This is a genomic window from Arthrobacter sp. NQ7, assembly GCF_029581595.2.
GTDB classification, from domain to species: Bacteria; Actinomycetota; Actinomycetes; order Actinomycetales; family Micrococcaceae; genus Arthrobacter; species Arthrobacter phenanthrenivorans_B.
This window is the reverse complement of record NZ_JARFXU020000013.1, coordinates 74002-94577: the sequence shown is the minus strand read 5'-3', so window position 1 is coordinate 94577 and position 20576 is coordinate 74002. Positions and strand designations below refer to the sequence as shown.

General features: G+C 66.8%; 22 protein-coding genes and 1 tRNA gene. 15 read left to right on the top strand and 8 right to left on the bottom strand.

The annotated features are described in order from the left end of the window. Nucleotides 1-68: 68 nt before the first annotated feature. Entirely contained in the window at nucleotides 69-608 is a 540-nt protein-coding gene (locus tag PUN71_RS14585; RefSeq protein ID WP_277798977.1) for a MarR family winged helix-turn-helix transcriptional regulator, read from the bottom strand. Nucleotides 609-881: 273 nt separating this feature from the next. Here PUN71_RS14585 and PUN71_RS14580 point away from each other — a divergent pair, with 273 nt between their 5' ends. Genes PUN71_RS14580 through PUN71_RS14570 form a run of 3 tightly spaced genes read left to right on the top strand, consistent with a single transcriptional unit; the run spans nucleotide 882 to nucleotide 2877 of the window. Next, nucleotides 882-1775, top strand: a complete 894-nt coding sequence (locus PUN71_RS14580) for a hypothetical protein (RefSeq protein WP_277798976.1) — start codon at nucleotides 882-884, stop codon at nucleotides 1773-1775. Further along, the gene (locus PUN71_RS14575) at nucleotides 1775-2206 is read left to right on the top strand and encodes a phage holin family protein (protein WP_277798975.1); all 432 of its coding nucleotides are present in this window, start codon (nucleotides 1775-1777) and stop codon (nucleotides 2204-2206) included. Before PUN71_RS14580 ends, PUN71_RS14575 begins: the two co-directional genes overlap by 1 nt. After that, nucleotides 2203-2877: a DUF3618 domain-containing protein gene (locus PUN71_RS14570; protein WP_277798974.1), complete on the top strand. Its 675-nt coding sequence runs from the start codon at nucleotides 2203-2205 to the stop codon at nucleotides 2875-2877. The genes PUN71_RS14575 and PUN71_RS14570 overlap by 4 nt, the downstream gene beginning before the upstream one ends. Nucleotides 2878-2985: 108 nt before the next feature. On the opposite strand, the gene PUN71_RS14565 is transcribed toward PUN71_RS14570, so the two are convergent. Further along, nucleotides 2986-3843 (bottom strand): LysR family substrate-binding domain-containing protein, encoded by an 858-nt coding sequence (locus PUN71_RS14565; RefSeq protein ID WP_277798973.1) that lies wholly within the window; start codon nucleotides 3841-3843, stop codon nucleotides 2986-2988. Here PUN71_RS14565 and PUN71_RS14560 point away from each other — a divergent pair. Continuing rightward, a complete protein-coding gene (locus PUN71_RS14560; protein ID WP_043448684.1) occupies nucleotides 3806-4210 on the top strand; it encodes a DUF5997 family protein in 405 nt (134 codons plus the stop codon). The two genes, PUN71_RS14565 and PUN71_RS14560, sit on opposite strands and share 38 nt — an antisense overlap. Before the next feature lie 3 nt (nucleotides 4211-4213). On the opposite strand, the gene PUN71_RS14555 is transcribed toward PUN71_RS14560, so the two are convergent. Further along, nucleotides 4214-4594, bottom strand: coding sequence for a VOC family protein (locus PUN71_RS14555; RefSeq protein ID WP_043448682.1), 381 nt, complete (start codon nucleotides 4592-4594; stop codon nucleotides 4214-4216). A 13-nt stretch (nucleotides 4595-4607) separates the two neighbouring features. Next, nucleotides 4608-5165 (bottom strand): NADPH-dependent FMN reductase, encoded by a 558-nt coding sequence (locus PUN71_RS14550; RefSeq protein ID WP_277798972.1) that lies wholly within the window; start codon nucleotides 5163-5165, stop codon nucleotides 4608-4610. A 197-nt stretch (nucleotides 5166-5362) separates the two neighbouring features. Between PUN71_RS14550 and PUN71_RS14545 the strand changes: the two genes are divergently transcribed. Together PUN71_RS14545 and PUN71_RS14540 are read left to right on the top strand one after the other, a co-directional pair. After that, nucleotides 5363-5974: a hypothetical protein gene (locus PUN71_RS14545; RefSeq protein WP_277798971.1), complete on the top strand. Its 612-nt coding sequence runs from the start codon at nucleotides 5363-5365 to the stop codon at nucleotides 5972-5974. A gap of 59 nt (nucleotides 5975-6033) precedes the next feature. Further along, the gene (locus tag PUN71_RS14540; RefSeq protein ID WP_277798970.1) at nucleotides 6034-6642 is read left to right on the top strand and encodes a DUF6919 domain-containing protein; all 609 of its coding nucleotides are present in this window, start codon (nucleotides 6034-6036) and stop codon (nucleotides 6640-6642) included. Between the two features lie 26 nt (nucleotides 6643-6668). On the opposite strand, the gene PUN71_RS14535 is transcribed toward PUN71_RS14540, so the two are convergent. Both PUN71_RS14535 and PUN71_RS14530 read right to left on the bottom strand, forming a co-directional pair. Continuing rightward, a complete protein-coding gene (locus PUN71_RS14535) occupies nucleotides 6669-7151 on the bottom strand; it encodes a pyridoxamine 5'-phosphate oxidase family protein (RefSeq protein ID WP_277798969.1) in 483 nt (160 codons plus the stop codon). Between the two features lie 66 nt (nucleotides 7152-7217). Continuing rightward, nucleotides 7218-8663, bottom strand: a complete 1446-nt coding sequence (locus PUN71_RS14530) for a flavin monoamine oxidase family protein (protein WP_277798968.1) — start codon at nucleotides 8661-8663, stop codon at nucleotides 7218-7220. A 52-nt stretch (nucleotides 8664-8715) separates the two neighbouring features. Between PUN71_RS14530 and PUN71_RS14525 the strand changes: the two genes are divergently transcribed. After that, nucleotides 8716-9456: a TetR/AcrR family transcriptional regulator gene (locus tag PUN71_RS14525; protein WP_277798967.1), complete on the top strand. Its 741-nt coding sequence runs from the start codon at nucleotides 8716-8718 to the stop codon at nucleotides 9454-9456. A gap of 25 nt (nucleotides 9457-9481) precedes the next feature. Here PUN71_RS14525 and PUN71_RS14520 read toward each other — a convergent pair whose 3' ends face one another. Continuing rightward, complete coding sequence (locus PUN71_RS14520) at nucleotides 9482-10411, bottom strand: NADP-dependent oxidoreductase (protein ID WP_277798966.1); 930 nt, start codon at nucleotides 10409-10411, stop codon at nucleotides 9482-9484. A gap of 154 nt (nucleotides 10412-10565) precedes the next feature. On the opposite strand from PUN71_RS14520, the gene PUN71_RS14515 reads away from it, so the two are divergent. Together PUN71_RS14515 and PUN71_RS14510 are read left to right on the top strand one after the other, a co-directional pair. Beyond that, complete coding sequence (locus tag PUN71_RS14515) at nucleotides 10566-11699, top strand: L-talarate/galactarate dehydratase (RefSeq protein ID WP_277798965.1); 1134 nt, start codon at nucleotides 10566-10568, stop codon at nucleotides 11697-11699. 18 nt (nucleotides 11700-11717) lie between these two features. Next, the gene (locus PUN71_RS14510) at nucleotides 11718-12425 is read left to right on the top strand and encodes a FadR/GntR family transcriptional regulator (RefSeq protein WP_277798964.1); all 708 of its coding nucleotides are present in this window, start codon (nucleotides 11718-11720) and stop codon (nucleotides 12423-12425) included. A gap of 136 nt (nucleotides 12426-12561) precedes the next feature. Here the strand turns inward: PUN71_RS14510 and PUN71_RS14505 are convergent. Continuing rightward, a tRNA-Leu gene (locus PUN71_RS14505) sits at nucleotides 12562-12644 on the bottom strand. 395 nt (nucleotides 12645-13039) lie between these two features. On the opposite strand from PUN71_RS14505, the gene PUN71_RS14500 reads away from it, so the two are divergent. Genes PUN71_RS14500 through PUN71_RS14475 form a run of 6 tightly spaced genes read left to right on the top strand, consistent with a single transcriptional unit; the run spans nucleotide 13040 to nucleotide 20564 of the window. Further along, on the top strand, nucleotides 13040-13777 hold the full coding sequence (locus PUN71_RS14500) for an FHA domain-containing protein (protein ID WP_277798963.1): 738 nt from the start codon (nucleotides 13040-13042) through the stop codon (nucleotides 13775-13777). Beyond that, nucleotides 13774-14256 (top strand): FHA domain-containing protein FhaB/FipA, encoded by a 483-nt coding sequence (locus PUN71_RS14495; RefSeq protein WP_043448659.1) that lies wholly within the window; start codon nucleotides 13774-13776, stop codon nucleotides 14254-14256. The genes PUN71_RS14500 and PUN71_RS14495 overlap by 4 nt, the downstream gene beginning before the upstream one ends. A gap of 2 nt (nucleotides 14257-14258) precedes the next feature. After that, on the top strand, nucleotides 14259-15998 hold the full coding sequence (locus tag PUN71_RS14490) for a PP2C family protein-serine/threonine phosphatase (protein ID WP_502860750.1): 1740 nt from the start codon (nucleotides 14259-14261) through the stop codon (nucleotides 15996-15998). After that, nucleotides 15995-17383: an FtsW/RodA/SpoVE family cell cycle protein gene (locus PUN71_RS14485; RefSeq protein WP_043448655.1), complete on the top strand. Its 1389-nt coding sequence runs from the start codon at nucleotides 15995-15997 to the stop codon at nucleotides 17381-17383. The genes PUN71_RS14490 and PUN71_RS14485 overlap by 4 nt, the downstream gene beginning before the upstream one ends. After that, on the top strand, nucleotides 17380-18840 hold the full coding sequence (locus tag PUN71_RS14480) for a peptidoglycan D,D-transpeptidase FtsI family protein (RefSeq protein ID WP_277798962.1): 1461 nt from the start codon (nucleotides 17380-17382) through the stop codon (nucleotides 18838-18840). The genes PUN71_RS14485 and PUN71_RS14480 overlap by 4 nt, the downstream gene beginning before the upstream one ends. Beyond that, entirely contained in the window at nucleotides 18837-20564 is a 1728-nt protein-coding gene (locus tag PUN71_RS14475; protein ID WP_277798961.1) for a serine/threonine-protein kinase, read from the top strand. The genes PUN71_RS14480 and PUN71_RS14475 overlap by 4 nt, the downstream gene beginning before the upstream one ends. Nucleotides 20565-20576 lie beyond the last annotated feature (12 nt).

The following is a 20576-nucleotide window of genomic DNA, read 5'->3' as shown; positions in this document are numbered from 1 at the left end:
TCATGCAGGACCACGTGCGAAGGAGACGGTCATGGCAGAGCGTGCCGACACCCAGCCCGGTGGCATCCTCAGTTCTGGCGTGGTTGTTCCCAGCCGCGCAGGCCTCCTGCCCGCCCGGGCGGGGGCCTGTGCACATGTCCTGCCCGGTGCTCGGGCGGCGCGAACGGCAGCACGCCCGTGTCCCGGCCAGGGGGAACGGCCTGCACGAACTTCGTCAGTTCCTCCCGCAGCGCCTTCCACGCTATGTCCGGATCGTCCGGATAGGCGTTGATTTCTGCCTGCCGGGCTGCGTCCACCGCCGCAAGGCCGGCGTCCGTCAGTTCCACTTTCAGCTGCCGGCGGTCCGACGCGTGGCGCGTGCGGGTGATGAGTCCGGCCGACTCGAGCCGGGCAAGCACCCGGCCGAGCGTCTGGCTTTGGACCCTAATGGCATCGGCAAGCTGCTCCTGGTTCAATGGGCCCCCCGTCAGGCCTTCCAAGGCAATGACAGCCGCCCGGGTGAGGCCAAGGGGGGCCAGTGCATCGTCCTGGCGCCGCTGGATCAGCCGCGCCGCCAGAGTGATGAGGCGGTAGCTGCTCCGGGCGTCCGGATCGAGATTGCTGGTCATCGGCCGTGGCCTTCCTGTAGGTGGCGAAGTGCTGGTCACCCTGCGTCGCTACACTCCTACAATAAGCATGCTTAGCAACCTATTCGCAAGTAGGCTTACTATCCCCGCGCCGCCCCCTGGGCGTTTCAGCGGCACCGAAACCCGCCGCCCGGCATTAACCCTTGCATTCGATTTGAAAAGTGTGCTTAGTATCTAATTAGTAACCTTGCTTACTAAGTTGCCAGCACTGCTGGTTCTTGATCGCCAGCTACCCCTTTCGGAAAGAGAGCGAAGATGACAGAGAACCAATGGCCCCAGACACCCCGCACCGCAACCGAGCCGGGAATCCCAGATCCCTACGGCACAACAGCTGCGGTTCCGGAGACCACGTACCCCGTGGGTACCGGTGACACCTCCAAGACCCAGGCGGCCAAGCAGGAGGCCTCCAACGTTGCCGGCGAGGCGTCATCCGCGGCGCAGAGTGTTGCGGAGACTGCCAAGAGCGAGGCCGCGAACGTGGCGCACGAGGCCAAGGCCAACGCGCAGGACCTGCTGCACCAGGCCAGGACCGGCCTGACCAGCCAGGCAGGCACCCAGCAGCAGAAAGCCGCCGAAGGCATCCGCAATATTTCCAGCCAGCTGCACAGCATGGCCAGCGCCCCGGACCAGCAGGGCATGGCCAGCGACCTGGTCCGCCAGGCAGCCGACCGCGCGTCCTCGGTGGCGTCCTGGCTGGAGAACCGGCAGCCCGGCGACCTCCTGACCGAAGTCCAGCGGTACGCCCGCAACAACCCCGGAACCTTCCTGCTCCTCGCGGCAGGCGCCGGCGTCCTGGCCGGACGCCTGACCCGCGGCCTCACCGCAGGCGCCCCGGAAACCCAGGGCCAGGTTTCGGCTTCCGGCCAGCACCGGGCCGTGCAGCCGCCAGCCGTGCAGTCGCCGCCTGTGGCTCCGCTGCACCAGGAGACCGTCTACGCAGCCGGAACAGATGACCTGTTCGCGCCGCCAACAGTAGGCGGCGGAGGCCCCGTGTCCACCAGCACCCTGCCCTCCGGCACCGCGGAGGAGTCGCCGCTTCGGTTCGACGACGATCCCTACCGGGCCGAAAACGGCGTCTACAACGATGACGAGTCGTTCGGCAACGAGGGAACCACCGGAACCGGCCGCCACGGAACGGGTGGTCTGTGATGAGCAGCCAGATTCCGGAGCCGCCGCCCAGCGCGGCGCACGTGAAAGCGGACAACGCGTCCCTGGGTGAACTGCTCGGGGACGTCACCCGGGACCTGTCCACCCTGATGCGCCAGGAAGTGGAACTGGCCAAAGCCGAAGCCAAGCAATCCGCCACCCGCGCCGGGAAAGGCGCCGGCATGCTCGCCGGCGCCGGCATCGGCGGACACTTCGTCCTGCTCTTCCTCTCCCTGGCCCTGATGTGGGCCCTGGGCGCCATCATGCCCCTGGGCTGGTCCGCCCTGATCGTCGCCGTTATCTGGGCCATCATCGCCGCGGTCCTGGCCTCGACCGGCCGCAAGGAACTCAAGCAGATCAAGGGCCTGCCCCAAACCGGCGAAACCCTCTCAGAAATACCCCCCACCCTCAAACCAGGCGAGGTAAACCGATGAGCGAAAACCCCGACGTCATCCGCGCAGACATAGAAGCCACCCGGGCACGCCTGGGCACCAACGTCGACGCCGTGGCCGACAAAGTCACCCCGTCCAACATCGTCCACCGCCAAACCGACAAGGTCCGGGACGCCGTGACCGGGGTCAAGGAGAAAATCATGGGAGCAGCAGACCACCCCGAAACCCGCACCCACAACACCACCTACACCGACACCACTTACACCGCAACCGGCACGGGAACGGGCACGCACTCCGCCGCCGACACCCTGCACGAGGCCAAAGACAACGTCGCCGCCAAACTCTCCGACGCCGGCACCGCCGTCTCCAACGCCCCGGACCAGGTCAAAGCCAAAACCGCCGGCAACCCCCTCGCCGCCGGACTCATCGCGTTCGGCGCCGGCATGCTGATCTCCTCCCTGATCCCGGCCAGCCAAAAAGAACGCGAAGCCGCGGACCAACTCAAAACCGCAGCCCAACCCCTGGCCACCCAGGTCACCGACGCCGCCAAAACCATGGCCCAGGACCTCAAGGAACCAGCCCAGGAAGCCATGGAAAACGTCAAGGCCACCGCCACCGACGCCGCCCAAAACGTCAAAACCGAAGGCCAATACGCAGCCAACGACGTCAAAGACCGCGCCACCGACGCCAAAGACACCATCCAAAACACCTAGACCCAACCCCCACGGCACCACAAGGCGATAACCCCAACCAGGCAGGCCGGCACCGCCACCCGCGGAGCCGGCCTGTTCTGCTGTCTTCTTAGCGCGTGTCTGCTGTTCCTAGCGCTTGCCCTTCTTCCGCGATCCCTTCCCCCGGCCCTTGTCAGGGTTCGGGGCGTAGCGCTGCGCCACCTTCGGTGCCTTTTTGGCACCGGTGCCGCGGCGGTCGGGCTTGGGTTCCTTCTTCACCTTGACGGGCTGGGCGGAAGGCTGGCGTGAGCTCTGGGCGGTGCGTCCGCGCACGATGCCGATGAACTCCTCCAGCACCTCATCCGTGGATTCGGTGGGCCAGGCCAAGGCGATTTCGGTTCCGTCGGCGCCGGTGAGCCTGCGCGCCACGGTGTCCTTGACGTTCAGGTGGCGTGCCACCGACATGGGGAGGATCACCAGGCCTGCCCCCGCCGCAACCACGTGGAGGGCAGCCTCCGGGCCACCAAGGGAAACTATGTCGAGGAACGATTCCTGCGCCAGGTCGGCCAGGGCCACTTCCTCAAACACCGAAATTTCATGGCCCTTTGGCGCCACCACCACCGGCTGTTCCTCGTACAGCGGTATGACGCTGAGCCCTTGGCGTTCAATCGGCAGGCGGACAAAGGCCATCGCCGCGGCACCGTCATGCAGGCTCTTAAGCTGCACGTCATCATCGACCATGAATGCCTCGAGGGGAATATTCGGCATCCGCTCTTCCCAGCGGCGGATCCATTTTCCGGGAGTGACGCCGGCGACGTAGGCGATGCGCAGTACCCGGGGTTCCGCTGCGTCGGCGGCGGACTGGGCCTGGGCGGTGGTTTGGCCTTCAGCGGGGGCCTGGGCATTGGGAGCAGGGGTATTGTCGGCGGGCACGTCTTCACAGTACCCGCCGCCCGGATACCCTTGAAGCATGACCTCTGCAAACTCCCAGTCCATGAAGCCGGCCACCGTTGCCAAGAAACTTGGCATCTATCTCCCGGCCACGCCGCAGGAGTTCCAGGATTCAACCATCTCCCGTGAGGAGTTCGCCGAACTCCAGGCCAACCCGCCGGAATGGCTGGCCGAGCTCCGCCGGAACGGCCCGCACCCCCGTCCCGTCGTGGCGCAGAAGCTGAACGTCTCCATCAGCGGCCTGGCCCGCGGCGGTGTAGAGGAAGCCCTCACGACGGCGGAGATCACGGCTCTGCTGCAGGCTCCGCCGCAGTGGCTGGTCACCGAGCGCGCTACGCACGCCGCCGTGCGCGCCGAAGCGCAGCGGGTCAAGGAAGAGGCCGCGAAGAAGCAGGCAAAGAAGGACCGCGCGCAGGCGAAGTAGCCCTCAGTCCTGGTGGATCTGGATGTAGTTGCCGCAGCCGTCGTCGAACACGGCGCTGGTCCCGAACGGATCCGTGGTGGGCGGAATCTTGAAGCTGACCCCGGCCGCCACCAGCCGGTCGTACTCGGCCTGCACGTCGGGAACCCCGAAAACGATCGCGGGAAGTCCGGCCTCACGCACCGCGTTCATGTAGCTGGCACCGATCGGGTTGTCGCTCGGCTCAAGGAGAAGGCCGACGGCACTGTCATCGGCACCGGGATCCTTGATGATGTAGAGGTTGTGCTCGGGCATGGCCATCAGCGTGTCAAAACCGAGCGTTCCGGTGTAAAAGGCGTGCGCCGCTGCGGGGTCCTGGACATGGATACTGCACATTTTCAGTCGCATGACCCCACGCTACTCACTTCCTGAGGGTTTGCAGCGCCGTTGACCAGGAAATGAGCTGTTCGAAGAGTGGCTGCAGTGCCTGCTCGGCGGCATCGGAGGGCGCGAAGGTGGTGTAGTCGCGGAAGTCAGAGGCGAACGGCAGGGCAACCTGGGCCCGCACGTCGGCCATTTGAAGCTCAGCGGCGATCAGCCGGAGGTTTTCCACGGCCCGGACACCGCCCGCGCTGCCGTAGCTGACGAAGGCCGCTGCCTTGTTGTTCCATTCCGCGTAGATGTAATCCAGCGCGTTCTTCAGGGCGCCGGGAACGGAGTGGTTGTATTCGGCGGTCACGAAGATGAACCCGTCAAAGCCCGCTACCGCCGCGGCCCACCTTTTCGTGTGGTCCCGCTGGTAGTTTCCCAGCGACGGGGGCAGCGGCTCATCGAGCAGCGGCAGATCAAAATCGGCCACGTCCAAAATCCCAAACTCCGCGCCGCCGTGCTCCCGGGCGCGTTTCAGGACCCATTCGGCAACCTGCATGCTGCGCCGTCCCGGCCGCGTGCTGCCCACCACCACTGCAATTCTGGTCATTGCCGTCCTCCTTGCCCCTGTGGAAAGGCCCCTCATGAGGGAAATGCAGGATTGGCCTCCTTTTATTCCAGTTGCCACGGCGGGTACGGGGCCGCCCACGGCATTGACGGCCCGGCATTGACGGTCCGGCGGGAAGGCGATGCAATGGAAGGACCAGTCCGGGTCTTCCGGCCGGGCTGCGGCCCTGGAGGTGTGCGATGGCAATGGCGGAGTCCCTGTTCCACGGCGCATGGGTGGTGCTGCTGTGCGGTCCGGTGCTGGTGGCCAGCGTGGCCGGCACGGTATTCCTCGTCCGACGCCGGGTTCTGGCCCCCAGGGCCGGCTCACCGGAGGCTCCGGACCAGGTGTTCTGGGACCTTTTCCTGGGGGCCTGCGTGGCCATCCCCGCCGTATTGATTCCTGCGCTGTTATCGCCGTGGGCCGGATTGATCCTGGCGGGGGCCGGGGCTGCTGCGGGGATTGCAGCCTACCGGGCAACTCCACGGTTCCTGGCCCGGCGTGCAGCACGGCGCGAAGAGCGGGAGCAGCACTTCGCCCACCAGGCAGCCCGCGCACAGCATGATGAACTCCTGCTCCGGTGGCGGCACTATGAGCTGGACCCGGCGTGCAGCATCGACTTCCCCGATCTGACCGACGTCCGGCGGCCGGAAACCTCGGCACTGATCAAAGCACTGCGGACCGCGGAACAGCAGCGGGAGGCGGCGCACCGGGGGTACCCGGACGCCGTCGGAAGCCTGGCCGCTTCCCTGGCGGCAGCCGAACGGGCGGCCGGGATCCCCTCGGCGCAGCCTTCGGAGCAGGGCGCCTGACATTAACTGCTGTGTCGGCGCGCTGGATCGGCCCTGCAGCCCGGCGGTAGCATCCCAGGATGAAGCCTGAGGAACTGCCCGTCCATGACCAGTACGGCCGCCTGCTGGAGGACCGCGGAGTCTGGCGGCAGGCCACGAGCCTGGAAGCTGCCGGAGAACTGACGGCCCGGTGGCTGGAGGGCGGCAGCTCGTACCAGCCGGGGCACTTTGCCGCGGACTACGATTCTGAAACCCGGCCCATTGCCAAGGCGCTTGCCGAGCTGAACCGGAACGGGCTTTTCACCAAGGAATCGCAGCCGGGGATCCTGGCCGAAGGTGCGGCCCAGCGGCAGTACGTCACCGGTTTTTGCGGCGCCGCCACCGCCCAGGCCCTGCTGGCGCTCTCCACCCGCACCGAACTGGTGGCCGTGGCCCACGCCCCGGGCGATTCCAGCAACGCCGCCATTCCAGTGACCCTGGCCGGGGAGGACATCACCACCGTGCTGGGTTCCAGCGAGAACCCGGTGGACGAGGAACAGATCCGTGACTGGGCCGAAGAGACCAATGACGCCCTGGCGCTCCTGCTCGCGGATTCCTGGTACATCGAAGTCCTCGATCCCGTGTGGGGGCGCAACGATGTCCTCCTGCCGGCGGTCCTGCAGGCACTGAAAAGGGCGGGACAGCCTTAGCCGTCCCGCCCCCTAAAGCCCGTGGACTACAGTTCCACGGTGCCGCTTTCGCCAACGCTCATCCGGCTGTTGGTGACCTTGGACTTCACCCACTGCAGCACGGTGGCTGCGGTGCCGCCGGGGCTGGTCCAGTACTCCGCCGAGTCCGAGTCGATGTGCAGCAGGCAAACCTCGGGGGTGTCCGGGCCGTCCGGGAACCATGCCTCCACGGCCTGGTTCCACAGCTCGTGGATCTTGGCCCGGTCGGTGACCACCTGGGCCGTTCCGGCAACGGAAACCCACTCGGTGTTCTTGCCAAAGGCGACGTTGACGCGCGGGTCGGCCCGGACGTGCGCTACCTGCGACGTGCCAAGCCCGGTGAAGAACCACATGTCGCCGTCGTCCTTGACCTCCTGGACGGCCAGCGGCCGGCTGACGAGGGCGCCTTCCTCATTGATGGTGGTGACCATTCCGATCCTGGAATCGTTGATGATCTCCGTAACCTTGCTGATGCTCTGCGCGTCAGTCATGCCTCACCTCGTTCGTCTGAAGTCGGGGACGCTCCCCGCCGCCAGCCTAATAGTAAGCATGCTTATTTACCAGCCGGCGGCCACCGGGACCTTCGCCACCTCGGCGATGCGCGCGGCGGTGATGCGTCCCATCCGGATAGCACCGTCCACGTGCTGGTAGCCCTCGGCCGCAAGGTCGGATGAGGACCAGTAAATCGGGCCCACCGGCGCGTGCTGGTCCTTGCCGTAGCGGTGAAGGCCACCCAGGTCGTAGCTGGCCGCGTAGGCACCGCGCGTCCACTCCTCCGAGCCCCAGTCGGATTCGTAATAGACCTCCGGCGCCAGCGCTTCCTCGCCCAGATACCCGGCGATGGATTCCAGGATCGCTTTCCGGCGGTCCTCCGCGTTCAGCTCGAAGACGGCATCGGCCTTTTCGTCGGATACGAAGCCCACCAGGGTGCCGCGGGCATCGCCGTGGTTGGTGTTGTCGTACACCTCCTGGACCAGGGCATCCGCGCCGAAGCCGGTCCCGGACAGCCCCTTGTCCCGCCAGAAAGGCGCCGCGTAGACGGCGTGGACCTTGATGACCAGCCCCAGCGATTGGTGCTGGTGCATCTGGTGCTGGCGGCGCGGCAGCGGCGGGTTGAACGAGACCCGGGAGTAGAGGTTGGGCGGCACGGCCATGATCACGAAGCGGGCGTTGACGGTGGCGCGGTCCGACTCGACGGTGACGCGGTGGCCGCCATCGGCGTCCGCCTCCCAGTTGATGGTGCGCACAGGGCTGTCGAGGACGACATCGTCGCCGAGCTCCTGTGCCTGCAGCAGCGAAACCTGCTGCATGCCGCCCACCACGCGGCGGTCCAGGATGAAGTCCTCGTCCGTCAGGTGGGTGAACGAGCCGGCGGACGCCGCCATCAGGACGGCCTGGAGGGCGGAGAAGGAGTGCGCGGGCTTGGTGAGCATGCCGCCGGCGATGAACAGGCCGATGTTCTTGCAGGCTTCCTCGTTGGCCGAGTTCTGCCGCAACCAGTGGTGGAAGGAGATGGTGTCCAGCTCGCGGGCCTTGGGATGCGCCCAGGGTTCGGTCGGGCCGATTTCAGCGGCGAGCCCGTCCAGCAGGGCCACAAGGCGGTCCATTTCGACGGCGGTGTCCGGGTCCACCGGGAAGGTGTCGCCCGTGTAGCGCACAGGTGTGCCGTCCGCGCCGATGTAGATGGACTCGCCATCACGGTAGCGGGGGTAGGTCTCCAGGTTCAGTTCCTCGAGCAGTTCAAGGAGGGCGGTCTGGTCCGGCGAGACCCACTGGCCGCCGATTTCAAGCATGGCGCCGTCCACGGTATCCGTCCAGGTGCGGCCGCCCACGCGGCCGCGGGCCTCGAGCACGGCAACGGTGAGGCCGGCCTTCTTCAGTTCACGGGCGGCGGTCAGGCCGGACGGGCCGGCTCCAACGACAACGACGTCGCGGTTCAGGTTCAGCATGATGTCCTCTCTGCGGCCCTTGGTGACGGGGACCACTAAATGAATGCCATTCATTTATTAGAACTATAGCTGCTGGCGTCGGGGAGCGGAAGTACTGGATGGAATAATGCTGGAGACCATCAACGAAAGGGCAGCAATGCCGGCAGTATCAGCCGCACAGGGACGCACCACCAGCAACGGTGGTGCACAGAGGAGGCGGGCCGGCCGGCCATCGGCGGCAGTACTGGACAAGTCCGGGATCACGGCAGCGGCGCTGGACCTGATCAACCGCAAGGGGTACGACGGACTCACCATGGCCGCCCTGGCCAAACTGCTCGAGGTGGCACCGTCCGCCCTCTACAACCATGTGGCCTCAAAGCAGGACGTGCTGCTGCTGGTGGAGGACCACCTGATGTCCCTGGTGGATGTCTCCGGATTCGCTTCCGGAACCTGGGAGGACGCCGTCCGCGGCTGGGCGTGGAGCTACCGGGACGTCTTTGCCGCCCATACCCCGCTGATCCCCGTGATCGCCGTCCTGCCGGTGACGGATGCGCCGCAGACCCTCGCCATGTACGAAACCGTCAGCAAGGGATTTGCCGACGCCGGCTTCCCCCAGGCGCGCATCGTTCCCGCCATCGTGGCGCTGGAGTCCTTTATCTTTGGCTCCGCGTACGATGTCACGGCGCCGGAAGACATCTTCGAGTCCGGATCGATGGCGGAGTCCACCCCTTATTTCACGGCTGCGGTGCGCAGTTCGTCAGCCGGACAAGGCGCGCCGGCCGGGCAGGAACGGGGCCGCCCGGCCGACACAGCCTTCCACCTTGGGCTCGAGGCCCTGATTGCAGGGCTTGGGGCCATCAGGACGTAGCCGCCGTCATGACCGCGCCCCCTGATCAGGCGGCCTGGTCCACTGCCACCACGATCTTGCCGCGGGTATGGCCTGCCATGTTGAGGCGGAACGCGTCCGCCGCCTGGGCCAGGGGAAACACCTCGGCCACCTCAACATGCAGCTTCCTGTCGTCCACCAGGTCGGCAAGCTCCTGCAGCTCGGCACCGACAGGGCTGACCCACATCCACGTGCCGCCGTGTTCCTCAACGTCGCTGTCGGCAATGGAGGCGTGCCGGCCGCCGTCGGCAAGTACCGCCAGGGTGGCCTCGAGGTTGCCGCCGACGAAATCGGCCACCACCTCCACCCCGTCTGGGCGGAGGGACCTGATCCGGCCGGCAAGGCCCTCACCGTACGCGACGGGATGCGCGCCCAGGGAGCGCAGGAAATCATGGTTCTTTTCCGATGCCGTCGCGATGACATCGGCACCCATGGCCACGGCGATCTGGATACCGAGGGATCCCACGCCGCCGGCACCGCCATGGATCAGCACGGTTTCACCGGACGCCAGGCCCAGCCGGTTCAGGACCTGGTAGGCGGTCAAACCCGCCAACGGCAGCCCGGCAGAGGCGTTCCAGTCAAGGGAGGCAGGCTTCCGGGCCAGGAGCCTTTCGGGGAGGGCAATATATTCGGCAAAGCTGCCGCCGTGGACGTAGTCCTTGCGTCCATAGGCGATCACTTCGTCTCCGGGCTTGAACTGGCGCGAATCGATACCCACGGATTCCACCACGCCCGCCACGTCCCAGCCCGGGACTGCGGGGAACTGCAGGTCCATGGCCGCGTCGAGGTAGCCGGCCATGATCTTCCAGTCGACGGGGTTGACTGCCGCTGCCTTCACTTTAACCAGGACCATGCCGGGCCCAACTTTCGGCACGGGCTGCTCGGTCAGCTCAAGGACGTCGGGACTGCCATATTCGCTGTACGTAATTGCCTTCATTCCTGCATCAACAGCGTTCAGGCCCGCCCCTATTCCGCCTGGGGCAGCAGGAGTGGTGGACCGCACGGATCAAGAGCTACTTGTAATACAAGTTGAAGACTTATAACCTAAGAGAGTGGGCGAAGGAGCCCCGGTCCCGCCCCTAGGAGAATCCATGAGTACCGTCGACCTCATCCGGCACGTCACGCTGTCCACCGCCCGCCTCCCCCTGGCAGTTCCCATCAGTGACGCCAAGGTCTTCACCGGCCGGCAAAAGGCCATGACGGAGGTGGTGTTCCTGTTCGCGGAAATCACCACCGAACTGGGCCACTCCGGGATCGGCTTCAGCTACTCCAAGCGCGCCGGCGGTCCCGCCCAGTACGCGCATGCCAAGGAGGTTGCTGAAGGCCTGATCGGCGAGGACCCGAACGACATCGCCAGGATCTACACCAAGCTCCTCTGGGCCGGCGCCTCCGTCGGCCGCTCGGGCGTCGCCACCCAGGCCCTCGCCGCCGTCGACATCGCGTTGTATGACCTCAAGGCCAAGCGTGCGGGGCTGCCGCTGGCCAAGTTCCTCGGCTCGTACCGTGACTCTGTGCGGACCTACAACACCTCCGGCGGCTTCCTGAACGCCACCCTGGACGAGGTCAAGGCACGCGCCACGCAGTCCATCGAGGAGGGCATCGGCGGCATCAAGATCAAAGTGGGCCTCCCCGACAGCAGGGAGGACCTGCGCCGGGTGGCCGGCATCCGGGAACACATCGGTCCTGACGTGCCCCTTATGGTCGACGCCAACCAGCAGTGGGACCGCGCCACCGCCCTGCGCATGGGCCGCCGGCTGGAGGATTTCGACCTCATCTGGATCGAAGAGCCCCTCGACGCCTACGACTTCGAAGGCCATGCGCACCTCGCGCAGGTCCTGGACACGCCCATTGCCACCGGCGAGATGCTCGCGTCCGTGGCCGAGCACAAGGGCCTCATCGCGGCGAACGGCTGCGACATCATCCAGCCGGACGCCCCGCGCGTGGGCGGCATCACCCAGTTCCTGCGCCTCGCCGCACTGGCGGACGAGCGCGGACTGGGCCTGGCCCCGCACTTCGCCATGGAAATCCACCTGCACCTCGCGGCCGCCTACCCCCGCGAGCCCTGGGTGGAGCATTTCGACTGGCTGGACCCCCTGTTCAACGAACGCCTCGAAACCAAGGACGGCAGGATGATCGTCCCGGACCGTCCCGGCCTTGGTGTCACCCTCAGCGACCAGGCGCGCGCCTGGACCACCGAGAGCGTGGAGTTCGGCGCCCGATCCTGACGCCGTAACCTTGGAACCATGAGCCGGAACCTCACCGCGGACCTCGCCGCCGACCTTCGCACCCGCATTGTCGACGGCGTCATCCAGCCGGGCGAGAAGCTGCCCAGCGAGAATACGCTCATCAATGATTTCGGCGTCAGCAGGACTGTGGTCCGTGCCGCGCTCACCCGGCTGCAGGCCGAGGGGCTGGTGGAAACCGAACGCGGACGCGGCAGCTTCGCCCTCACTCCCCCTGCGGACGGTCCCCCGCCAGTGCCCGGAGGCCGCCCGGTGGCCACCACCGAGGACAGGCTGCACCTGCTGGCCTTCCGGATGGGAGTGGAGACGGAAGCCGCGGCACTGGCGGCGCGGAACCACACGGAGCGGCAGTTGCGTGCGGTAACGGCGGCGCTGGATGCCTTCAGTGAAAGCGCAGACCACCCCGCCCACGCCATGAAGTCGGACTTCGAGTTCCACCGGGCAGTGGCCGCCGCGTCAGGCAATCCCTTTTACTCCGACTGCCTGGCCTCACTGGGGCAGACCATGATTGCCATGCCCCGCACCCGCCTGATGACCGGCGTCGAACACTACGCCCGGGACCATTTCGATCAGGTGGTGCAGGAGCACCGGTCCATCCTGGACGCCATCGCCGACCGTGACGGGGCGGCGGCGGCCGCGGCCATGCGCACCCACCTGGCCAATTCCCGACGCCGGTTCAAGGCTTCGGCGCGCCCGTCCAGCCAGTAGGAGCCGCCTGCGCCGCCGCATTCATAAGCCTGTTCGCGTTTCCGGACCTTGCAGGCAGGGTTTTGCGGACAAGCTCCGGAATCACCGGAAGACACAAAAGAGCCCCGGTCCTAAGACCGGGGCTCTTTGTATTGCGTGCGCGAGGGGGGATTTGAACCCCCACGCCCTTTCGGACACTGGCACCTGAAGCCAGCGCGTCTGCCGTTCCGCCACTCGCGCGCAACTTCTTTCACTCGGCCAGTCCGGTTTCCCGTTCCGCGCCTCGTAAAAGCAGCGAGATCAAGCATAACGGACAGATGCCGCAAATTACCAATTGGCTGCCGGGCGGCCCGCCGCAACCCGTCCAATCGCTTTGTTGGCGGGGGTGAATCAAGGCCCGCGGGGCCTGCCGGGAGCCGCGGAAAACCGGCCCCGGGCGTGGCCCGGCGGCCTGCCCGGCCGAACTTTCGGCGCCGCCCGGCCGTTGTGGATTAAGGTCATTGGCAGGGGTGGCAAGTAGTATCGGATGTAGGAGTGGCCGCTGCCAGCTGTCAGGCCGCGCGGCGGTGAACTGTCCTGCAGGTGCTGGTCAGCAACAACTACTGCCCCGGAACCGGGGGGAAAGGAGAAGAACCATGGGTCTGCTTGACAAGGTTGAACGTGGCATTGAAAAGGCCGTCCGCGGTGTCTTCTCCACCGGTTCCAAGGCGCAGGTCGAACCGGTGGAAATCGCCAGCCGGCTCCGCCGCGAAGTGGACCATAAGGCCCTTACCGTGGCAGCCGGCCGCACGCTGGTCCCCAACGTCTTCGACGTCCAGCTCAGCGACGGCGACTTCGCCCGGGCCCAGGAATGGGGCACCCCGCTGGCGGAGGAACTCTGCGATGTGGTCATCAACCATGTCCGCAGCCAGGGTTACACCCTCCAGGGCCCCGTCCGGATTTCGTTCCGCCGCGATTCCGCGCTGCGCGCCGGCGACTTCGAGATTGCCTCGTCAACCGAAAAGTCCCAGGGTGGAGCTCCCCAGCCCAGGCCCAACGTCCCGGCGGCCCCCAGCCGGCAGCCGGTCAGGCTTCAGCCGGTGCTGGACATCGACGGGCAGCGCTACTCCCTGAACGCCCCCTCCATCGTCCTGGGCCGGTCATCGGAAGCGGACATCCACATCGATGACACCGGCGTATCCCGGCGGCACCTGGAGATCAGGACGGCCAACGGGGTCACCAGCGCAGTGGATTTGGGTTCCACCAACGGCAGCTACGTCAACGGCCAGAAGGTTTCCGGAAGCACCGAACTTACCGACGGCTCCACCATCACGATGGGACGGACAAAGATCATTTTCCGCCTGCTTCCTGCCACCCCGGGTGGCCACGCATGAGCGACCTCACCATCACCGCACTGCGGTTTGGCTTCCTGCTGCTCCTTTGGGTCCTCATCTTCAGCATTGTCTCCGCCATGCGCCGGGACCTCATGGTGGGCCGCAAGGCAGCTGCCGGCGCCCCCACGGCCCGCCAGGTGCGGCGGAATCCCGAGCTCGCCGAGGCGCCGCCACAACCCGTGAAGCAGCAGGCCCGGCAACTGGTGGTGGTCGAAGGACCGCTCAAGGGCAGGACCCTGCCGCTGGCCGCCAGCCCCATCCTGCTGGGCCGTGCCCAGGAAGCCACGCTGGTACTGGAGGACGATTACGCCTCCGGCCGCCACGCCAGGCTCTTCCCGCAGGGCAGCCGCTGGTTCATCGAGGACCTGGGCTCCACCAACGGCACCTACCTGGGCGACCAGCAACTTACCCGTGCCCTGCCCGTCGAGCCAGGGGTACCTGTAAGAATCGGCAAGACGGTCATTGAATTGAGGCCGTAACCGTGGCCGAGGCTGAAACCCCCGCAACCGGCTCCAGTCCGGCGCAGCGGCCCCTCATCATGCGCTTCGCCGCCCGGTCCGACGTCGGCCGGATCCGGTCCAAGAACGATGACTCCGCCTACGCCGGACGGCACCTTGCCGTCGTCGCCGACGGCATGGGCGGCCATGCCGGCGGTGACGTAGCCTCGGCCGCGACCGTCCTGGACATGATCCACCTGGACAGCCCCGAGCATGGCGACGACGCCGGGACCATCCTGGCCGACGAGATCCAGACCGCCAACTCCCTGCTGTCGGAACTGGTGCACATCAACCCGAAACTGGCAGGCATGGGCACCACCGTCACCGCCCTCCTGCTGGCTGACGGCAAGCTGCATTTCGCGCACATCGGCGACTCACGCGCGTACCGGCTGCGCGACGGGGAATTCAAGCAGGTCAGCGTTGACCACACCTTCGTCCAGCGGCTCATCGATGAAGGCCGGCTCCGGCCCGAAGAAGCGGAAACGCACCCGCACAAGAACGTCCTCATGCGTGTCCTCGGCGATGTCGACGCCAGCCCGGAGCTTGACCTGGACACCCTCGACGCCCGGCCGGGTGACCGCTGGCTGCTGTGCTCCGACGGCCTGAACTACGTCGCCGCGCACGCCGTGGAGCGGACCGTCCGCGAAACGCACAACCTGCATGAATGCGCTGACACCCTGGTCGAACTGACCCTTGAGGCCGGTTCCCCGGACAACGTCACCGTGGTCATGGTGGACATCGTGGAGGAAACGCCCGACGACGTCAGCACGGCTGCCGTCGAAATCGTTCCTCCTGTGACGGGCACCAAGCCCGCTGCCGCGGCTGACGCCACGCCCGCCACCACCGCCTCCCCCACCGTTTCCCGGGACGCCACGACATCCGGGGACGGCACCCCAACCGGCCCTGCACCGGGTGAAGAAGGCAAGGATCCGGGCAAGGACGCGCAGAAACCCGCCGACAGCGAAACCGGGAGCGCAGATCCCGCCAAGGACGCAGGCGCCGCGGAGAGCGGCAGCACTGACCCGCATCTGGGGGAACACCTCTCCGCTGAGGTACTGCGCGAAGAGCTGGCTTCCCGCCCGCACGAACTGGTGGGCGCCGCGGCCGCAGCCGCGGAATCGGGCTCCATCCCCACGGTGGCCGGACGCACCGTGGCACGGCGCGCTGCGACGCTCCTGACGCACAAGGCAGAACCAGCCGGCGACGCCGATGATGCCCTGCCGCCACTGCGCCCGCGCCGCTGGCTGGCCTGGTCGGTTGCGGCCGCCGCGCTGGTAGTGGTGGCTGTTGGCCTGTGGCTCGGCTACGCCTGGACCCAGACCCGCTACTACGTGGGGGAATTCGATTCCCGCGTGGCTATTTACAACGGCGTCTCCCAGCGGCTGGGGCCCATCCAGCTGTCCTCCCTTGAAGCGGTCACGGATATCCGGATGGACTCGCTGCCGCCGTTCTCGCAGCAGCGCGTGCGCCAGACGGTGCCTGCCAACGACCTTTACGATGCCCAGCGGATCGTCAAGAACCTGGAGCTCACGGGAACCACCTCGCCGGAAGAGGAGTGCCCCAAGCCTTCGGCCTCCGCCGCCGCCCCGGCCCCTTCACCCAGCCAGCCGCCCGCCAGCGCGGCTGCACCGCCGCCTGCCCCGGACACTGCTGCCCCTTCGCCCCAGCCCTCGGCGGCTTCCCCCACGCCCACCCCCACCATCACCTGCGAGGCGGCCAAATGAGCCAGGTAAGCAACATGCCCAAGCCCCGCCGCAACGTCGAACTGGTGTTGCTGGTACTGGCCCTGGCCGTGGGCATCGGGGCGAACATGCTGGTGGGTGTGGACCAGGAGAAGGCCTTCGACTCGGATTTCTGGTTCCAGTCCAGCCTCCTCGCGGTCGCCGCGCTGGTGTTCCACGGCGTCCTGCGTTTCCGGGCTAAATATGCAGATCCGGTAATACTTCCCATCGTGGTGGCCCTGAACGGTCTGGGCCTTGCCATGATCCACCGTCTCGACGCGCCCGGCGAGGACACCGGAAACAACCAGCTCCGCTGGACGCTGATCGCCATGGCGGTGGCCATGGCGGTGGTCTTCTTCCTGAAGGACCACCGCATCCTGCGCCGCTTCACCTTCATCTCGCTGGCGGCCAGTGCGCTGCTGCTGATCCTGCCGCTCGTTCCGGGTATCAGCGCCGGCGAGATCCTGGGTGCACGGGTGTGGATCCGGTTGGGCCCCATGACGTTCCAGCCAGGTGAAGTCGCCAAAATCACGCTGGCAATTTTCTTCGCCGGGTACCTTTCCTCCAACCGCGACCTCATCCTGCTTGCGGGGCGGAAGATCGGCCCGCTGCAGTTCCCGCGGTTCAAGGACATGGGCCCGATGATCACGGCGTGGCTGGTCAGCATCGGCGTGCTGATCTTCCAGCGGGACCTCGGGTCGTCCGTCCTGTTCTTTGGCCTGTTCATCGTCATGATCTACGTGGCCACCAGCCGGATCAGCTGGGTGGTGATCGGCCTGGCCCTGATCCTGGGCGGCGGGTTCGTGGCTGCCCAGGTGTTCTCCCACGTCCAGCAAAGGGTTTACGGCTGGCTCAATGCCTTCTCCCCGGACGTCTATGAGAACGGCAGCCGGCAGGTCATCGAAGGGCTGTTCGGCATGGCCAACGGCGGCCTCGTGGGTACCGGCCTCGGCCAGGGCCGCCCGGACCTCGTCCCCTTTGCCAACAGCGACATGATCATCGCCTCGCTGGGCGAGGAGCTGGGCCTGATCGGACTGTTCGCCGTCGTCCTGATGTACCTGTTGCTGTTCACCCGCGGGTTCCGGGCCGCCCTCGGCACCCGGGACGCCTTCGGAAAGCTGCTGGCCTGTGGTCTCTCCTTCGCCATCGCCCTGCAGTGCTTTGTGGTGATCGGCGGCGTCACCCGCCTCATCCCGCTGACCGGCCTCACCACTCCCTTCCTTGCCGCCGGCGGATCGTCGCTGCTGGCCAACTGGATCATCGTGGGCCTGCTCCTGCTGATCTCGCACGCGGCCCGCGGCCCGGTGGACACCACGCCGCTGCCACCGGCCGGGGCAGCAGCGGCAACCGGCATTGACACTCCGACCGAGGCGGTGAAGCAGGCATGAACCAGGCAATCCGACATTCATGGGTGGCCGCGGTGGCCATGTTCGCGCTGCTGTTCGGTGCCATCAGCTTTGTCCAGGTGGTGGGCGCGGATGACCTGAAGACCAACCCGCTCAACCAGCGCGCCATCCTGCAGAACTACTGCAACGACCGGGGGGCCATCATCGTCGGCGGGACCCCGGTGGCCGAATCCGCGGAAACAAGCTCGGAAACCTGCAAGTTCCAGCGCACCTACCCGCAGCCGGAGCTCTACGCCGGGATCACCGGGTACTTCTCCAAGAACTACGGCGCCACCGGCCTCGAACAGGCCATGGGCGCGGAACTGGCCGGAAACTCGGACCAGCTGTTCCTGGACCGGGTGGGCCAGCTCTTCCTGGGAAACCAGCCCAAGGGCGCTTCCGTGGAGCTGACCATCGACCCCCAGATCCAGCAGCTGGCATACAGCCTCATTCCGGACGGCCAGCGCGGTTCCATCGTGGTCACCAACCCCAAGACCGGCGCCATCCTGGCCATGGCGTCCAAACCGTCCTACAACCCCAACCTGGTGGCCACCCAGGACGCGGCGGCCGAAGGCGCCAACATGAACGAGCTGGTGAAGGTCCCTGGCATCAACCTGAACCAGAACGTCAGCGGTCCCACCGGCGAGCTCCTCGCGCCCGGATCGGTCTTCAAGCTGGTGGACACGGCCGCTGCCCTCGCTTCGGGTAAGTACAACAAGGACAGTGTCCTGCCCAACCCGGCGGAAATGCCGTTCGACGGCATCCAGTACAAGCTGCCCAACTACGCGGGCGGCAACTGCTACACGCGGGACACTGCCGGCTTCGCCTTTGCGCTGCAGCAGTCGTGCAACACCCCGTTCGCCAGCATCGCCCAGGACCTTGGCCGGGACGCCATCGCCGCCCAATACAAGAAGTTCGGGTTCGGCGAGGACGTCGGCGGCCTGCTGAAGCTCGGCCACGCCCAGGGCAACGGCTTCCCGGACAACCTGGACGCACCCGGGCTGGCCCAGTCCGCGATCGGCCAGAAGGACGTCCGCGTCACGCCGCTGCAGGTCAACATGATGACGAACGCCATCGCCAACGGCGGCGTCCAGATGGCGCCCAGCCTGGTCAAGACGCTCCGTTCGCCGGACCTGCGGGTCATTGATGAGCCGCAGCCGGCACAGCTGAGGACATCCACCACCCCGGAGATCGCCAAGCAGATCACCGAATGGATGACCAGCGTGGTCACTGACGGTATTGCCAAGGGCGCGTCGGTGCCCGGCGTGCAGGTCGCGGGCAAGACCGGCACCGCGGAACTCGGAAACGGGACCAACAACTCGTGGTTTACCGGGTTCGCACCCGCTGACAACCCCAAGGTCAGCGTCACGATCGTCATGGAAGGCGTAGACATCTACGCGGGAGCAAAGCTGACCAGTCCTAATGCGAAGAAGATTTTTGAGGCGGTGTTGAATAAGTGAGGCCTACAACGGGAATCACCCTCGGCGGCAGATTCCAGCTGACCACGCGGATCGCGATTGGCGGCATGGGGGAAGTCTGGAAGGCCAAAGACCTCGTCCTGGGCCGCATCGTCGCCATCAAGGTGCTGAAGGAGGAGTACACGGGGGATCCCGGGTTCCTCCAGCGCTTCCGTGCGGAGGCCCGCCACACCGCCCTCCTGAACCACGTGGGTATTGCCAACGTGTTCGACTACGGCGAAGAGGAAGGCTCCGCCTACCTGGTCATGGAACTGGTTCCGGGCCAGCCGCTGAGCAGCATCATCGAGCACGAACAGGTGCTGTCGCCGGACCGTACGCTCTCGATCATCGCGCAGACCGCCCGCGCGCTGGCCGTCGCGCACGCCCAGGGCCTGGTCCACCGGGACGTCAAGCCGGGGAACCTCCTGATCACTCCCGACGGCAGGGTCAAGGTGACCGACTTCGGCATCGCCCGCCTGGCCGACCAGGTACCGCTCACGCAGACCGGACAGGTCATGGGAACGGCCCAGTACCTTTCACCGGAACAGGCCACCGGGCAGACGGCCACGGGTTCGTCGGATATCTATTCGCTTGGCGTGATTGGGTACGAGTGCCTTACCGGCCACCGGCCCTTCTCCGGCGAGTCCCAGATCGCCATTGCCCTGGCACAGGTCAACGACGCCCCGCCGCCCCTTCCGGACACACTGCCCTCTCCGGTGCGGGCGCTCCTGATGTCCATGCTCGCCAAGGACCCCAAGGAGCGGCCCGCCAACGCCATTAAGCTGGCCGAGGCAGCGGAAGCCATCCGCAACGGCGATATCAGTGCCGCCCGTGCCGCCGTGCCCGGGATGCTCCTGTTCGACGCCGCCACGGGCCCCATCACCGCCCCCGTTGACACAGCCACCGCACCAACCGGTGTCATCGGCCCCCAGCATGATTCCGCCCCGACTGCGACGTCTGCCCTCCCGGTGCTCGGAGCGGGAGCTGTGGGCGCGGCGGCAGGCATGGCCGCCGGCGGCGCAGGCGCGGCTGACGCGAATGTCCCGCAGGGACCGCTTGCCCGCGCGAATGCCCTTGCCGCTGAGCGGAACTGGGACCAGCGGGAGGAGGAAACGTACGACGACGCCCCCTCCGACGAGCCCCGGCGCAAGGGCCGCAGCCCGTGGACGTGGCCCCTGGTGGCCCTGATCCTGTTGCTGTTGTTCGCGCTGGCAGGTTTCCTGCTGAACCAGATGGGTCTCTTCTCGCCGTCCGGCAATCCCACGTCCGGAAGCACCACGAGCAGCGCACCGCCGACGTCGGCGACCCCCACCCGCACCACGCCGTCCGCAACGCCGACGCAGACGCAGAACACGCCCACGCCGACGCCCACCCCCACGCCCACGCAGGAGACGGTCAACGTCATTCCGGCGGCCTACCTGGGCAAGGACTACCGGCAGGTCCAGGCTTCCCTTGCCGGACTGGGGCTTCAGGTGACGGTGTTGCCGCAGGAGAGTACTTCCGCGGCACCCGGAACGGTCCTGGAACTGAACCCGACCGGTACGGTGCCGCAGGGAACGCTCATTACCGTCATCTATGCCACGGCGCCGTCGCCGGCCCCCACCACGGCGGCTCCCAAGCCGACGCCCACCACGTCGTCACCCGTAGCGGGTCCGACGCCCATCTCACCCCTGCCCACCTGCGCGGCCGGCCAGACGGCCGGAACGCCCCCGACCTGCACCCCTTAACCGCCGGGACCG

Excerpts from the sequence above, each read along its gene's own strand:
- PUN71_RS14575 (WP_277798975.1), top strand. The coding sequence starts at position 1,775 with ATGAGCAGCCAGATTCCGGAGCCGCCGCCCAGCGCGGCGCACGTGAAA.
- PUN71_RS14515 (WP_277798965.1), top strand. The coding sequence starts at position 10,566 with ATGAGTACCGTCGACCTCATCCGGCACGTCACGCTGTCCACCGCCCGC.
- PUN71_RS14500 (WP_277798963.1), top strand. The coding sequence starts at position 13,040 with ATGGGTCTGCTTGACAAGGTTGAACGTGGCATTGAAAAGGCCGTCCGC.
- PUN71_RS14570 (WP_277798974.1), top strand. The coding sequence starts at position 2,203 with ATGAGCGAAAACCCCGACGTCATCCGCGCAGACATAGAAGCCACCCGG.
- PUN71_RS14530 (WP_277798968.1), bottom strand. The coding sequence starts at position 8,663 with ATGAATGGCATTCATTTAGTGGTCCCCGTCACCAAGGGCCGCAGAGAG.
- PUN71_RS14560 (WP_043448684.1), top strand. The coding sequence starts at position 3,806 with ATGACCTCTGCAAACTCCCAGTCCATGAAGCCGGCCACCGTTGCCAAG.
- PUN71_RS14520 (WP_277798966.1), bottom strand. The coding sequence starts at position 10,411 with ATGAAGGCAATTACGTACAGCGAATATGGCAGTCCCGACGTCCTTGAG.
- PUN71_RS14480 (WP_277798962.1), top strand. The coding sequence starts at position 17,380 with ATGAACCAGGCAATCCGACATTCATGGGTGGCCGCGGTGGCCATGTTC.
- PUN71_RS14545 (WP_277798971.1), top strand. The coding sequence starts at position 5,363 with ATGGCAATGGCGGAGTCCCTGTTCCACGGCGCATGGGTGGTGCTGCTG.
- PUN71_RS14485 (WP_043448655.1), top strand. The coding sequence starts at position 15,995 with ATGAGCCAGGTAAGCAACATGCCCAAGCCCCGCCGCAACGTCGAACTG.
- PUN71_RS14580 (WP_277798976.1), top strand. The coding sequence starts at position 882 with ATGACAGAGAACCAATGGCCCCAGACACCCCGCACCGCAACCGAGCCG.
- PUN71_RS14540 (WP_277798970.1), top strand. The coding sequence starts at position 6,034 with ATGAAGCCTGAGGAACTGCCCGTCCATGACCAGTACGGCCGCCTGCTG.
- PUN71_RS14525 (WP_277798967.1), top strand. The coding sequence starts at position 8,716 with ATGCTGGAGACCATCAACGAAAGGGCAGCAATGCCGGCAGTATCAGCC.
- PUN71_RS14555 (WP_043448682.1), bottom strand. The coding sequence starts at position 4,594 with ATGCGACTGAAAATGTGCAGTATCCATGTCCAGGACCCCGCAGCGGCG.
- PUN71_RS14495 (WP_043448659.1), top strand. The coding sequence starts at position 13,774 with ATGAGCGACCTCACCATCACCGCACTGCGGTTTGGCTTCCTGCTGCTC.
- PUN71_RS14510 (WP_277798964.1), top strand. The coding sequence starts at position 11,718 with ATGAGCCGGAACCTCACCGCGGACCTCGCCGCCGACCTTCGCACCCGC.
- PUN71_RS14550 (WP_277798972.1), bottom strand. The coding sequence starts at position 5,165 with ATGACCAGAATTGCAGTGGTGGTGGGCAGCACGCGGCCGGGACGGCGC.
- PUN71_RS14585 (WP_277798977.1), bottom strand. The coding sequence starts at position 608 with ATGACCAGCAATCTCGATCCGGACGCCCGGAGCAGCTACCGCCTCATC.
- PUN71_RS14535 (WP_277798969.1), bottom strand. The coding sequence starts at position 7,151 with ATGACTGACGCGCAGAGCATCAGCAAGGTTACGGAGATCATCAACGAT.